A 13,415-nucleotide genomic window follows, 5' to 3' on the forward strand; every position below is an offset into this window, starting at 1 on the left:
TACGGAGAGTTCTTCCGACTCGGGTGAAGCCGGTGCTCAAGCCCCTCATCAGCGGTCCGTCGATGCCTCCGGGCCCGGTGACACCACCCCCCCGGATCATCAACAACAAGGGGGGGGAAGTCATGCCGGACCCGAAGGCCGGTGGCCCCATTGCGGAGCCACGAAGACGGTAACGGGGGGGGGATGCTCCGCCCCCGGCGGGCGCAGCGATCCGGCCTCGGGCCGGAGCCTGCGCGACCTGGCCGGGCCGTGGCTCATGCTGCCCCACCCGCGCTCGCGCGTCCCCGGCCGCCGCCCCGGCGCCGAACTCGCCTCCCTCGCCGTGGCCGGCATGTACGCGGCCCAGGCACCCGACCCGGCCCTGGTGCGGGAGTGCCCGGTGATTCTGTGCCCCGGCTGTCGGCGACTTCGGCTGGGCCCTGGCCCGGGCGGCCGGTACGGGCGTGCTCCGCGAGGACGGTGCTCCGGTGGGAACGGGTGGGTGGCGGGAGGGACGGTCTGGTGCGTGCGAGGTTTCGGCCGGGCGGCCCGTCGGTGGTACGGGTCTGGAGTCAGCCGAGGAGGCGGACGGGCGAGCCCGCCAGGAAGGCTTGGATGTCTTCGACGGCCTGGCCGTAGTACCTCTCGTAGTTGGCGCGGGTGACATAGCCCAGGTGCGGGGTGGCCAGCAGGCGTGGCGCAGTGCGCAGGGGGTGGTCTGCGGGCAGTGGTTCGGTGTCGAAGACATCGACCCCCGCGCCGGCGATGGTCCCGGCGCGCAGGGCGGACAGCAGGGCGTCCTGGTCGACGATGGCGGCCCGTGAAGTGTTGATCAGGTAGGCGGTCGGGCGCATCCGGGCGAGCTCGGCGGCGCCGACCAGGCCGCGGGTGCGGTCGCTCAGGGCGAGGTGGACGGAGACGAAGTCGCTGCTCTCCAGCAGTTCTTCCTTCGTCGCCGCAAGCGCGGTGCCGGCCTCGTCCGTGCGTTCCTCGGTGAGGTTCTGGCTCCAGGCGATGACGTCCATGCCGAAGGCCAGGCCCACCTGGGCCACCCGGCTGCCGATCTTGCCCAGCCCCAGCAGGCCCAGGCGGCGGCCGTGCAGGTCCGCGCCGACCGTGGACTGCCACCGGCCGCCTTCCCGGACGGCTTCGGCCTCGGGCACGATGCCCCGAGCCAGGCCCAGCAGCAATGCCCAGGTCAGCTCCACCGGCGGAGTCGAAGAACTGGCCGTACCGCACACCGTCACCCCCTGCGCCCTCGCCGCGGCGTAGTCGATGACCGAATTACGCATCCCCGAGGCGACCAGCAGCCGCAGCCGCGGCAGACGGGCGAGCAATGACGCGGGGAAGGGCACCCGCTCCCGCAAGGTGACCACGATGTCGAACTCCGCCAGGGCCGAGGCCAGTTCGCTCTCGCCGGCGAAGTGGTCGGGGAAGGTGACGACATCGACCTTCCCGGCCAGTGGTGACCAGTCGGCGATGGTGGTCGCTACGGACTGGAAGTCATCAAGTACGGCGCAACGTAGTGTCATGACTGCTCTTCTCCCTCGGTGGTGTCGGGTGCGGCCGGGGTCACTCCGGGACCGGGGCCACCGGGCATGGTGTCTCCTGCCGGGGTAGCCGGCAGGGGTTGGGATGGCCCCGTCGTGACGGGCGGCTGTCCCCGGCAACTGCGGATCAGTAGCGGGCATGACCGCCGCACCGGGCGGGGGTCACGGCAGCTCGCGCCGGCTGTAGGTGAGGCCGGCGCCCGGGCATCCGCCTGGTCGCAGTGCCGGGTGGACCGTTGCTGACCTGAGAGTCGTGGTGAGGATGCCGCGACGCTGGGTGCCGGTCATCGAGCGCTGCAACCGATCCGGCGCGTGCTTGGCTGAGACGGGGACGCTGAGCTCCGGCTCGATCCCGTCGGCCGCCGGGACCTCCTGCGCGGCTCCGGGCTCGCGACAGGCCCGGGCGGAGGGTGCGCGTGGAAGTACCTTCTTCACGATGCGGATGTCCAGCTCCTCGGCTGAGAGCTCGGGCAGACATCCTGTGGCGCAGCTGCAGGAGGTCTGCTCTGCGCCGCCCGGCAGGAGCAGGCCGCACAGCCCGCAGGCGAGCAGGCCGGTTTCGAAGGTGCCTGCCCGTTCCGCCACTCGTGCGGGACCGGGAGCGGTTCGGGATCGGCAGACCGCGACTGCCTCCCCAAGGGCAGCGATCACCATTGCTCGGCTCCTGACTTCGGCAAGGCACCCGGGGCGGGTCTCCGACCGGCGCTGTACGGACAGTTCGACTGCCCGTACGGTCCCAGCGTAAAGATCGCTTGTACAGCGAATCCAGAGCAGGGTTCGTCATATCCCTGGCCGGCCGGTGAAGGCGGCGACGAGGGCGCGCCGGGCCTGGGCGGTGGCCCGCTCGCCCGCGACGCCGTGCTGCCCGGCGACCTCCGGGACCGGCCTGCCCGTCTCGATCACCATGCGTACGGCACCCTCACGAAACTCGGGCGCATACGTCCGTTACCTGGACCCCGCGAACCCCGACTTCCCCTGCAAACACGGACTCCACACTACGAGGGGAGGGACGAGCCCGGTCTTCACTCGATACGGCACGACTCCAACACGGAGGGGCAAGGCCGCCTTCGGCCCGGCGGCGCGGGAGGCGAAGTTCTCTCCCAGGCAGAGAGTGACGCCTGTGGCCGAGGTGGCGGGCGGAGCGGAGCCGGTCGGCAGGTCCTGTCCGGCGTGGAGCACGAAGTCGTCCCCGCCGCGCTCGCTGAGAACGGAGGCGAATCGCTGGCTGCGTCCCCGAGAGCGGGTACCAGAACGATGCGGCCGCCCGGAAGCCGGTGGAAGTGGCCGGAGCGCAGCAGACCGCTGTCGTGGCCGGCCATCACCGCCTCGTAGCCCTTGAGACTGATGACTCGTGCCCGTTTGTGCGAGGCGGTCATCCGATCCTGGCCCGTCGTGTTCTCCGGGGTGGTAACGCGGGTCACCCGGCTCGCACGGAGGGGCGCGCCACGTTGTCGGCCGGCGTTGCCGGGGCCTGGTGGTCTCGGGCGGTGCGGCGGAATCGGGTAGGGGCTTGTCCGTGGGCGCGGGTGAACGCCTTGCTGAAGGCGTACGGGGACGCGTAGCCGCTCTGGCGGGCGATGGTCTCGACGGGGGTGTCGGTGTCGCGCAGGTGCTGGGCGGCGAGGGTCATGCGCCAGCGGGTGAGGTAGGACATGGGTCCTTCGCCGAGGTGGTCGGCGAACCTGCGGGCCAGGGTGGGCCGGGAGACCTGGAGGTGATCGGCCAGGGTCTGCACGGTCCAGGGGCGGGAGGGCTCGTCGTGGAGGGCTTGAAGGGCCCGGTGGGTGAGGGGGTCACGCAGGCCGGTCAGCCAGGGCGGGCAGGAGTGGTCGTCGGCCTGCCCGTCCAGCCATGCCCGTACGGCCAGGACGAGAAGGATCTCGACCAGTCGCGCGACGACGGCGTCCGATCCCGGCCGGGGCGTCGCGGTCTCCGCCGCGAGGAGGTCGACGGCTCCGGCCAGGTCCCGGCGGCGGCCGCGCCGGGCGGGGACCACCAGCAATGATGGCAGGGCGGCCAGCAGGGGGTGGACGGTGGCCGCGCCGTGCTCGAACCACCCGCACAGCAGTACCGCGTCGGCGGCGGCCGGGTGACCGGGGCCGGCCGCCGCCGGGCCGAGGGCGGGGGCGTCGGCGATGACGTGCCCTTTCCCGGCGGGGGAGAGCACGATGTCTCCGGGGCCCAGCCGGATCACGTGCTGGGGGTGGTCGGTCTCCCAGATGACGGCGGTGCCCTCCAGGACGACGTGGAAGCCGGTCCGGTCCGGGTCGTTGATCTCCATCGCCCACGGGCCGCGCGGCGTCGTCTGCACCGATCCGGCCTGGCCGGTGCGTGTCGTGGCCAGTACGTCCGTCAGCACATCCATGTCCACCAGTGTCCCACGCTGATACGAATGGACATCATTGTGAGCCACAGAGCCATTCTGAGTATCAAAAGAACTGCTTAGCGTGGGAGGCATGAACGACTACACCGTGACGGTCACCGGTTCCACCGGCAAGACCGGCCGCCATGTGAGCGACCAGGCGATCAAGCGCGGCTGGCGCGTACGCGCCGCCTCCCGCCGGGACGCCGGACCGGGCGAGTGGGTCCCGATGGACTGGGCGGACCGGAACACCTGGTCCCCTGCCTTCACCGGCTCCGACGCCGCCTACATCGTCCTGCCCGCCGAGCACCCCGGCATCCTCGACCAGGCCCCCGCGATGCTGCGGACCGCCGCGGACGCGGGCGTGAAGAAGATCGTGCTGCTGTCCGCCATGGACGTCGACACAGCCCCCGCGGGCACACTCCAGCCCGTCGCCGAGCAGGCCCTGCGCCGGCTTCCGGTGGAGTGGGCCATCGTGCGGCCCACCTGGTTCATGGACAATTTCACCACCGGCGGCTTCGCCGCGATGACCGCCGCCGGGCACCTGCGCTTCCCCACCGGCGACGGACGGCTCCCCTTCGTCGACAGCCGTGACATCGCCGCCGTGGCGACCGAAGCCCTCGCCGGGGACGGGCCGGCCGGCATCCTCCCGGTCACCGGCCCGCAGGCCGTCACCCACCACCAGGTCGCCGCCGCCCTCACCACCGCCCTGGGCAGGCACATCCAGTACACCTCCATCCCGGCGGAAGACTTCGTCACCGACCTCACGGCGATGGGATTCCCCCTCGAACACGCCCGGCACATGGCCAACACCCACATCCAGCTCTCCACAGGGAAGCTCCTGATCCCGGTGACCGACACCGTCGAACGCCTCACCGGGCGCCGCGCCCACTCACTCGAAGACTTCGCCCGGCACCACGCCCGCACGGCCCCGTAAAACCCCGGCCAGGCCCCGGTCCTGACGGTTCACGGCCACCGGGGCAGCCGCGGCAAGCCGTCCTTGACGGGTGGCCGCGGCTCAGCCGACCGCCGGCAGTGAAGAGGCGGCGCTGCCATCCCGGCGGCCGGGGCACGGGGTTCGCGGAGGACGTCGAGGGCCTGGACGAGGCCGGGGAAGGGCACCGGGCCAGCACCCGACGACGTACACGAGGACCGCCGCGGCATGCCCGAGGTGACGGGGCAGACGCCGCACCGTCCATGCCCGCCGGCCTGCGGCACAGCCGGGCCATGGCGGTGGTACGGGCCGGCACCCGCCGGCCCCGCCACCCCGGCCAACCATCCTCACCGGCACAGGCGGCGACACCCCAGGGGCGAGTACCCCCGGCCGGCGACAGCGACGGCCCTGCCGCGGCCCCGGAGCCGAGCCGCACCAGTGGGTGCTGCGCCGGCTCCGCCTGGACCCGGTGTCCCCGAACCCGCCGCCCTGTCACCGGTCCTGCTCCTACTGTGGGATGCCTCGTGGATCCGAGGGCACTTGGGTGGGCAGTTGGGGCCGGCAGTCGAGCCCCGGCGACCCCGGTAACCCTGTGCCCGAGGAGGAACCGCTGCCGGAGGAAGACGATGACCAGCCGCCCGGAGGGCAAGGCGGTCTGACGTAGTGGACGCTGAGGCCCTGCGCGCACGGTGCGTGCGGGAACTGGAGGAAAGCCCGCGTGGCTGTTTCGGCGGCCTGCCCTGGCTCCGTGACGCCTTCGCCTCCGTCCCGCGGGAGCACTTCGTCCCGGACCGCCTCTGGTGGCCCCGCCCGGACGAGGACGGCCACTACCTCCTCATCGACCGAGACAAGAACCCGAAACGCTGGCTGAAGGCGGTCTACCTGCTCAGAACCCCGCTGATCACCCAGATCGACGACGGTGCGATCCCCCCGGACGGACCCGCGACCGGAACCTTCACCTCCAGCATCTCCTGCATCACCGTCGTGATCGAGATGCTGCGCCACCTCGCCCCCCCGCCCCGGGGACAGCGTGCTCGAGATCGGGACGGGCACCGGCTACAACACCGCCCTCCTGGCCCACCGCACCGGCCCGGACACCGTGACCACCATCGAGATCGATCAGACGATCGCCGCCCAGGCCGGAGCGCGCCTCGACGCCGCGGGCGTCCGCGCACGAGTGCTGACCGCGGACGGAGAACACGGCGACCCCTCAGACCGCCGCCTCTACGACCGCATCGTGTGCACCGCCTCGGTCCGCCGCATCCCCCCGGCCTGGCTACGGCAACTGCGCCCCGGTGGCGCCCTCGTGGCCCCCCTGGACAGCCCCGCCGGCCACGACATCACCGTCCGCATGACCGGCACCGGTCACGGCTCCGCTGCCGGACGCCCCGTCGCCACCGTGGAGTTCATGCGCCTGCGGGGCCGGCGCCTGCCCCGCCCCCATACCGACTTCGGCTGGCCGGCCGGCATCGACGCACAGCGGTGGCGCGACTACGAGGTACACGCCGACCAGCACGGACAGCGCATCCTCCTGCGGACCGGATCAGCCTGAAGAACGGCGTCGGGGTGCGGCTTCGGCCAGGGGGCGAACCGCTCTTCCGGCAGCCGGGTACGCGGCCTTGCGAGGCGGTGATCCCCTGGGCGGGGACCACCGGGCGCAGGCACGCTATTTCGCACCCCTCGCGATGCCGGACGGCGAGTCCCGCACCGGGCGCCAGGAGGGGCCTGGCGCGGACGGTGCCCGAGGCCGTGCTCCTGGCGGGCCTGCCGCCGGACAACGCCGAAGCGGCAGCGGACGGCGAGGAGACCGGGGCCGGCCTCGCCCCGGACCCGGGTAACAGCTCCGCGCTCCGGGCGGTGCGACAGCGGGGACGCCGCCGCCACACACCTGCCCACTGACTTGCACCACGCCCAGCAGGCCGCGTGCACCAGGCGCTGCGCACGATCCCGGCGGCTCACCGGCTCTGGATCAAGGACGGGCCCCTGGGCGCGGCACCGCTTGTCCGCGGGATCCCCCGTCCCGGCCGGTAAACCCGGCCAAGACCCGAACGATCAGAACTTGAGCACCCGCACCGGCCATGCCGTGTGACACCGCGCCGATGACCGAGACCGGAACCCCGCGCCTGGTCCTGCGCCGTTTCCGCCGCCAGGCACGCGACTTCACCCGGCGCGGCGGCAAGCCCGCTGCCGCACCGGAGGGGGGACCTGAGGTCGGGCCAGCGCGGCCGCGAGTCGGGCGGCCTCACCGGCGCCGGGGGTGATCAAGACGCACAAGGGGAATGAATCAGGGCGTCACCGTCCATAGCGACAGGATTACGTCATGGGCAGGTCATTCACCGGGGAAGAATTCCATCGGGCGCTCGCATCCGACTCCCTCACTCCCACCGCACCCCTGATCGGCATGGCCAAGACCGCTGACGAACCGGATGCCATCCAGTTCGCCCCTGGAACGGCCTGCAAGAACTGGACCGCGATTCCGGTCACGCTCATCGAACGCGTGGAAACACTCAGCCAGGTCCCGTGCGACGACCATGCGCACCACCTGGTCCGGCTGCATCTCAAGGATTCCGGTACGCCGGAGGCCGCTGCTCTGGGGAGCCTGCTGCGGGCCGTCCTGGAGCTACGGGGGTCTCGGCAGCCCGCGCCGCAGGAACGGCCGGGACAGCCGGCGGCCGGGCGGTGGCTGCCTCGGCAGGATGCTCACCGCCCCGTACGCTCCGCGGCGGCCGGATGCCCGCCCCCGCCCGGGCCGTGTGTGGACGGCGACACGTGCTGCAGCCCGACCACCGGTTGCTGGGGCTGCTGCGGTGGCGTGTGGGACTCGGCCGCGGCACACGGAATGCCCGAGTGCGAGTACGGCATGAGGTTCCAGTGCGGCGAGAGGGTCTACGACGCCATCAACTGCTGGCCCATCGGCTGACGAGGCCGGCGCTCTTCGCGTACATCGGGTGCCGGCACTCGGCACAGGTGACCGGCGCGGGCGGTCTCACCTCCCACACCGCTTCCCACGCCTGCCCGCAGCCGAGATCCGGCAGGTGCGCGAAGACCGTTCCCCCACTCGCGTGCACGGTCCGAAACGCCACCGGCCCCCTCTTCACGGTCTCCGGGCGCGGTGGCAAAGGACACCCATCGACATCAGCGGCTCAGGGCGTTGCGCCTATCGAGGAGGGTGTTGTCGAGGGGGAGGGAGAGGAGCAGTGCCGGAGAGGAATCTCGATTTCGGGAAGCTCGGCGCCCGGGGCATCAAGGAGGGCAGTGAGGCGGTTGTCCGCAAGCTCGACGAGCTCGCGGGCGGCGTCGCCACCCCCGTCATGGCCAGGCGCGGTCTGACAGCGCGTTTGCACTACCTGACCAGGTCCGGCAAGAGCCGTCAGGCCGTCAAGGCCGCCGGGCTGACGGTCACCGACCGCACCCTGAAGGCATGGCTGGAGGGCAAACGCCGCCCGACGAAGACCAACCCTGGAACGCATCGACGCCGCGTACCGGGCGGTGCGCCGCCAGAACGTCGCCCGGCACCTCCTGGCCCGCCTCAACCGCGACGGGCGCGGGAAGCGGGTGGAGATACACCCTCTCAACCAGTCCGGCGTGCCGCGCCCGCTGCAGCGGGTGGTGGAGTACCGGTCGATGAACGTACGTCGCTAGGACAAGATCGTCGGCTCCTGGGCGGCCGGCGACCACCAGGGCCTCGACACCGCGTGGACCGCCGATGTCCTGCCGGATCTGGGAAGCCAGTGGGGCCAGTACGAGTACGTCACCATCGTCGGCTTCGCCGCGTAGAAGCCCCCTCGGCAGGAGGTGGTCTCCGACGCCCGTTGTGATGACGTACTGTGGGGATCACCGACGCGGGGTGGAGCAGCTCGGTAGCTCGCTGGGCTCATAACCCAGAGGTCGCAGGTTCAAATCCTGTCCCCGCTACTGCTGAAGAGGGCCCGGATCCGATGGGATCCGGGCCCTCCTGCATTTCCGGCCGCCCCAATCAAGGACTCCTGTCCTAGGCAGTACTGGACCAGCTGGCTTCGTTCATGTCTAGGACTGCTGAATAAGAGGCGCTAACAAAGGCGTTTAACGTGACGGTGGGTGATGAGGCAGGTGGCGAGGCCGAGGAATGCCTCGTGGATGTCATCGCGCCGCTCCCACCGGATCCGCAGGCGGCGAAAGCCGTGCAGCCAGGCGATCGTCCGTTCCACCACCCACCTGAAGGTGCCCAGGCCGGAGCCGTGTTCCCTGCCCCGTTCGGCGATGACCGGGCGGATGCCTCGTTGCCAGAGCAGGCGCCGGTACTTGTCGTGGTCGTAGCCGCGGTCCGCGAGCAGGGCATCCGGCCGCCGGCGGGGGCGGCCGACCGTACCGGCCACGGCGGGGACCTTGTCGAGCAGGGGCAGAAGCTGCGTGACATCGTTACGGTTCCCACCGGTCAGCGACACCGCGAGTGGGATGCCCTGTCCGTCGGTCAGGACGTGGTGCTTGCTGCCCGGCCGCCCACGGTCGACCGGGCTGGGCCCGCTTTTGGGCCCCGCCGGGCCGCCCTCACATGGGAGGAGTCGATCACCGCCCGCGACCAGTCCAGCTTGCCCTTCGACCGCAGCTTCCTCAGCAGCACCACATGCAACTGGTCCCAGACGCCGGCGTCGTTCCACGCGGCCAGCCGCCGCCAGCACGTCATACCTGAGCCGAAGCCCAACTCCTGCGGCAGATACTCCCACTGAATGCCCGTATGCAGCACGAACAGGATCCCGCACAACGCCTGCCGATCCGGCACCCTCGGCCGGCCCTCCACCAGCTTCGGCCCCGGCCCGGGCAGCAACGGCTCCACCAGCGACCACAGCTCATCCGACACGATCCACGGCCGCGACTGACGTTTCCCCACGGCCAGACCAACGAGCAGACAAGCCCACAGTCACACGATCAACAGCTTTTGTTAGAGCCAGTAAAGCCAACCAGCACATGCTCAGGCCGAGGTCCTGGCGCGCGCCACGCCCCAGGTCTCTCGACCATGGTCCTACCGCTCCGGCACTTCCTGGCGTGCTTTCCGGCGTAGCTCGCTGGCGCGTATGGATTGCCGGAAGCGCTCCACTTCGCGTAGCGCAGCAGCCCTCTTCTCCTCCGCGCTGAGCCCCTTGCCTTTGCGGTTGGCCTTGGGCTTTTTCTTATCTTTTGGCCCGGTGTGATCACCGCTGGTGAGCTGGACGCGCTTGGCGGAACCATCCCGATGCTGCCTGCCACGGCTGGTCATGACAACACGGTAGGCCCAGCACCGGACCCCTGGAACGCCCGGTGCAGCGCCTGCTGCTCCGTCACCGACGCTGCCCTTTATCTGCGGTCTGGTCTCTACCGGGGGCTCCTTCTGGCCGCCGTGGTGGCCGACCATCGCATGCCGAGTGCGTTGAGGTCGGTGCGGCGTTGTTCGGTGAGTTTGTCTGCCCTGCGCCGGGTGTTGTCGAGGACCATGCCGAGCTTCACCGCCAGGAGCTCCTCAGTACCGCCCTGGCGGCCCGCAGGTCCGTCTTCCGGCTCCAGGTGCTCGACGTGCTTGCGGGGTACGTTGAGGTGCCCTTCCCGGGCGTGGAACTGCCGTGCTGCCCGAAGGTTGAGGGCCCACTTGTCGTCCTGCGTGCGCTTCACGGGACGTTCGTCCTGCCCGGCCGGGGTGAGGTCGAGGACGTTCTCGAGGAGCCATTGCTGGACGGGCATGAGGCTGTCCCAGTCGAGGCGGCAGGCTTGGGCCCAGCGGCCGAGGTCTTCGCCCTGCACGGTCACCTGGCCCGGAACTGTCGGCACGACCCCGCCGCCCTCGACGTGTGCCTGGGCGAGTCGGAAGCAGCGCTGCCACCCGGTGTCCCAGGCGGGGCACCAGCCGGGATCGACGTCCTCCAGCGCTTCCCGCCGTGCCTCGGTCAGGGCTTTGGCCCTGGATCCGACGGGGAGGCCGGCCTGGCGGCGTTCGGCGATGGCATCCGCGAGCCGGGCGGATGTCCGCAAGTTCTTCGCCCAGGTCCCGACCGGATACCCGTCCCAGACAGCCGTGGCCGGCGGGAGGAAATGCCCGTGAACCGCCGCCCAGGCGCGCGCGGCAGTCAGTCCTTCTGCGAACGCGACGTCCTGGTGCGACCACACCATCCCCAGCCGGTCGAGCTCCCCGACCCGGGTCCTGTCGAGGTTGCCGGCCTTGGCGAACTTCCGCTGGTCAGCCAGCCATGTCCCGAGTGGGAACCCTGCGGGCTTCCACTCCGCCGGCGTGACGTACCCGTAGGGAACCCGCAGCTGCTGCGCCCCGGTCTCGGTGATCCAGCGGGTGGCTGCCTCGATGCCGCGCCGCCAGAATGTCGTCTCGGGGTTGATCACTCGGAGCCGGATGAACTGCGCCAAGGCCGCCGGGTCCCTGGGGGTGCTGAACTTCAGCAGTTCCCGCGCTGGCCCACTCGGGCCCACCTGATCAGCAGCACCGTCGACCAGGTGAGCGGCCGGCCCTTCGGCGGCGTCGGCGTCGTCCGCCTGGTCGCCGGGTCCGGCTGGGCCGTCACCAGTGCCCTCTGGGCTGGCGTCCTCTCGTGCCTTGCGGGCGGGGTAATTGCCGCTGCGTTTGCGGGAGTCGGCGAGAGCTTCGATGGTGTCGGTGTCGTGTGCGCGCAGCGCCCCGAGGACCTTTGCGAGGGTCGCATACCCGTCCGATGTCAGGAGATCGCTCGGTTTCTCGCCGGGAGCGAGGAATACCGGGACGATCAGTGACGCGATTTTCCCTTCTCCGGGGCGGATGCGGAGTGCGCGTCCGACCATTTGCACAATGTCGATCATTGACCCTCGTGCATCGCAGAAGGCGACGGAATCACATTGGGCTGTGTCGACTCCTTCTCCGAGCACGCGGACCGAGCTGAGTACGCGCAGCGCGGCTGGCTGGGGTTCGTCGCCGGGCCCGCCCTCGATGACGTCGGAGGCGAACTCCTCCAGCACGGCCCGGCGGTGGCGGGGCGGGTGGTCGCCGTACAGCCAGTCGGCCCACACCCGGTCCGGTCGCGGGAACCGGTCCGGGTCGTCCTCCCATGTTTTCCATGTGGTCCCGACGAAGCCGGTGGCCATGGCCTCGGCCTCGCTGATCTTGCTGTGGAACGTCAGCACCTTCCGCAGCCCCTCCTGCGCCGCTGCGGTCAGCACACCGGTCTGCAGCGCGGTCAGCCGTGTCCCTCGCACGGTGTCCGAGCCGGGGCCGGCGGTCTGGTGAGCCTCATGAAGCTCAGGGTCGGCAATATCGATACATACCACCTGATACGGGGCAACTAGCCCGCGGCTGACGGCCTCGGATAGGCTCAGCTTGAACGCCACAGGCCCGAATACAGAGGAGTCGGGGTCCATGCTCGCGATCAGCCGCGGCGCCGCATCACGGCCCCCCTCGGCCGCTTCCCAGACGCGCGCGGTGGCGGTCATGCAGAGGCGGCGGGCTGCGGGAATCTTGGTCTGGTCGTGTACGGCGGCCCATGGTTTGCCCGCGTCGCCGCTGGTCCGGTGTGCCTCGTCGACGACCATCAGGTCCCACACGGCCAGGCCCGCCGCGTGGGCGCGCTGGAGGACGCCGCGGCCGACGGCGGCGTAGGTGGCGAACACCGTCACCCGGTCCAGCCCCCGCATCCACTCCACGAGCTCGGCCGGGTCCGTCGTGCAGGGCATGCCATCGGCATCCTCGGCCCTCAGGCGGCACACCCCCAGCATCGCTCCCGTGCGGCCGCCTTCCCGCCACGCGGCCGCAGTCTGCGTCAGCAGGTCCAGGGTCGGGACCAGGACCAGCACTCGCTTTGCGCCGAGTTTCTGGGCGACCTCAGCAGCGATGAGTGTCTTGCCCGAGCCGGTCGCGGCGATGACCTGGGTTCTCAGTCCCGCAGCCGGCATGTGTCCGCTGTCGGGTGTCTGCAGGGCACGGAGGACGGCATCGACGGCTTCCACCTGATGCGGGAATAGCTCTTTCCCCGACATGCAATTTCTCTTTCCTCTTCCTCGCTGGCGTCTGATGCTTACCCAGTCCGCTAGAATTTGTTTTGCCGAAAATCGGGAGCAGGGATAGCGAATTTCCCAGCCCCTCTGAACGGTGTTTTGAGCGGCCTTTGGCGTTCGTTTTGATTCCTTCCGATGCCGGAAGGGTAGTGGCCCATCTCTCCATAAGGTAGCGGGCATAGAGAGATGACGCATGCTTACTGTTGGAAGTGTTCTAAAATGTTCGTTCCTGCTGGGCTGAGACTTTCGCGGCGAACCTCCCCGACCGTTTACACTCCCCCACACCAAGGCATGTGCACACAGATTCCCCTGACCTGAAGTCAGCACACCGCGCACCCCCACCCCTTAGCCAGCCCAAGGAACGCGCGGAGCGTGTTCCTTGGGGCCGGATCGCGGAGCGATCCGAGCCCGAGGCCAACGGAGTTGGCCTCCCGGGCCACGGAGTGGCCCGGATTCCCGGGACGAAGTCCCGGAATACCGCACGGAGTGCGGTGCTGTCTTTCCGTCGCGTAGCGACGGCGCGTCGTGTCTGCGGAGCAGACCGCGCGCCCCCACCCCTTAGCCAGCCCAAGGAACGCGCGGAGCGTGTTCCTTGGGGCCGGATCGCGGA

General features: G+C 70.5%; 8 protein-coding genes, 1 tRNA gene and 3 pseudogenes. 5 read left to right on the forward strand and 7 right to left on the reverse strand.

Annotated elements, in window-relative coordinates:
• Positions 1–551: 551 nt before the first annotated feature.
• The 4 genes and pseudogenes from AF335_RS09585 to AF335_RS09600 form a co-directional block, all read right to left on the reverse strand.
• A complete protein-coding gene (locus tag AF335_RS09585; protein WP_102917831.1) occupies positions 552–1,511 on the reverse strand; it encodes a D-2-hydroxyacid dehydrogenase family protein in 960 nt (319 codons plus the stop codon).
• Between the two features lie 180 nt (positions 1,512–1,691).
• On the reverse strand, positions 1,692–2,183 hold the full coding sequence (locus AF335_RS09590) for a hypothetical protein (protein WP_146045485.1): 492 nt from the start codon (positions 2,181–2,183) through the stop codon (positions 1,692–1,694).
• Between the two features lie 126 nt (positions 2,184–2,309).
• Positions 2,310–2,462: pseudogene (locus tag AF335_RS35500) on the reverse strand (hypothetical protein); the annotation flags it as partial.
• Positions 2,463–2,946: 484 nt separating this feature from the next.
• Positions 2,947–3,894, reverse strand: a complete 948-nt coding sequence (locus AF335_RS09600) for an AraC family transcriptional regulator (protein WP_170127647.1) — start codon at positions 3,892–3,894, stop codon at positions 2,947–2,949.
• A 91-nt stretch (positions 3,895–3,985) separates the two neighbouring features.
• Here AF335_RS09600 and AF335_RS09605 point away from each other — a divergent pair, with 91 nt between their 5' ends.
• From AF335_RS09605 to AF335_RS09630, 5 genes and pseudogenes are all read left to right on the forward strand, one after another.
• Positions 3,986–4,828, forward strand: a complete 843-nt coding sequence (locus tag AF335_RS09605; RefSeq protein WP_102917834.1) for an NmrA family NAD(P)-binding protein — start codon at positions 3,986–3,988, stop codon at positions 4,826–4,828.
• A gap of 1,027 nt (positions 4,829–5,855) precedes the next feature.
• Entirely contained in the window at positions 5,856–6,377 is a 522-nt protein-coding gene (locus AF335_RS09610) for a protein-L-isoaspartate O-methyltransferase family protein (protein ID WP_102917835.1), read from the forward strand.
• A gap of 768 nt (positions 6,378–7,145) precedes the next feature.
• Entirely contained in the window at positions 7,146–7,745 is a 600-nt protein-coding gene (locus AF335_RS09615) for a hypothetical protein (protein ID WP_102917836.1), read from the forward strand.
• 277 nt (positions 7,746–8,022) lie between these two features.
• Positions 8,023–8,602 (forward strand): annotated as a pseudogene (locus AF335_RS35505) (transcriptional regulator).
• Positions 8,603–8,666: 64 nt separating this feature from the next.
• Positions 8,667–8,740 (forward strand) — tRNA-Met (locus AF335_RS09630).
• A 134-nt stretch (positions 8,741–8,874) separates the two neighbouring features.
• On the opposite strand, the pseudogene AF335_RS09635 reads toward AF335_RS09630, so the two are convergent.
• From AF335_RS09635 to AF335_RS09640, 3 genes and pseudogenes are all read right to left on the reverse strand, one after another.
• Positions 8,875–9,692: pseudogene (locus AF335_RS09635) on the reverse strand (IS5 family transposase).
• A 132-nt stretch (positions 9,693–9,824) separates the two neighbouring features.
• Complete coding sequence (locus AF335_RS34010) at positions 9,825–10,058, reverse strand: hypothetical protein (RefSeq protein WP_146045486.1); 234 nt, start codon at positions 10,056–10,058, stop codon at positions 9,825–9,827.
• A gap of 95 nt (positions 10,059–10,153) precedes the next feature.
• Positions 10,154–12,787, reverse strand: coding sequence for a DEAD/DEAH box helicase (locus tag AF335_RS09640; RefSeq protein ID WP_102917837.1), 2,634 nt, complete (start codon positions 12,785–12,787; stop codon positions 10,154–10,156).
• Between the last annotated feature and the right edge of the window lie 628 nt (positions 12,788–13,415).

The organism is Streptomyces eurocidicus (assembly GCF_002891295.1).
GTDB classification, from domain to species: Bacteria; Actinomycetota; Actinomycetes; order Streptomycetales; family Streptomycetaceae; genus Streptomyces; species Streptomyces eurocidicus.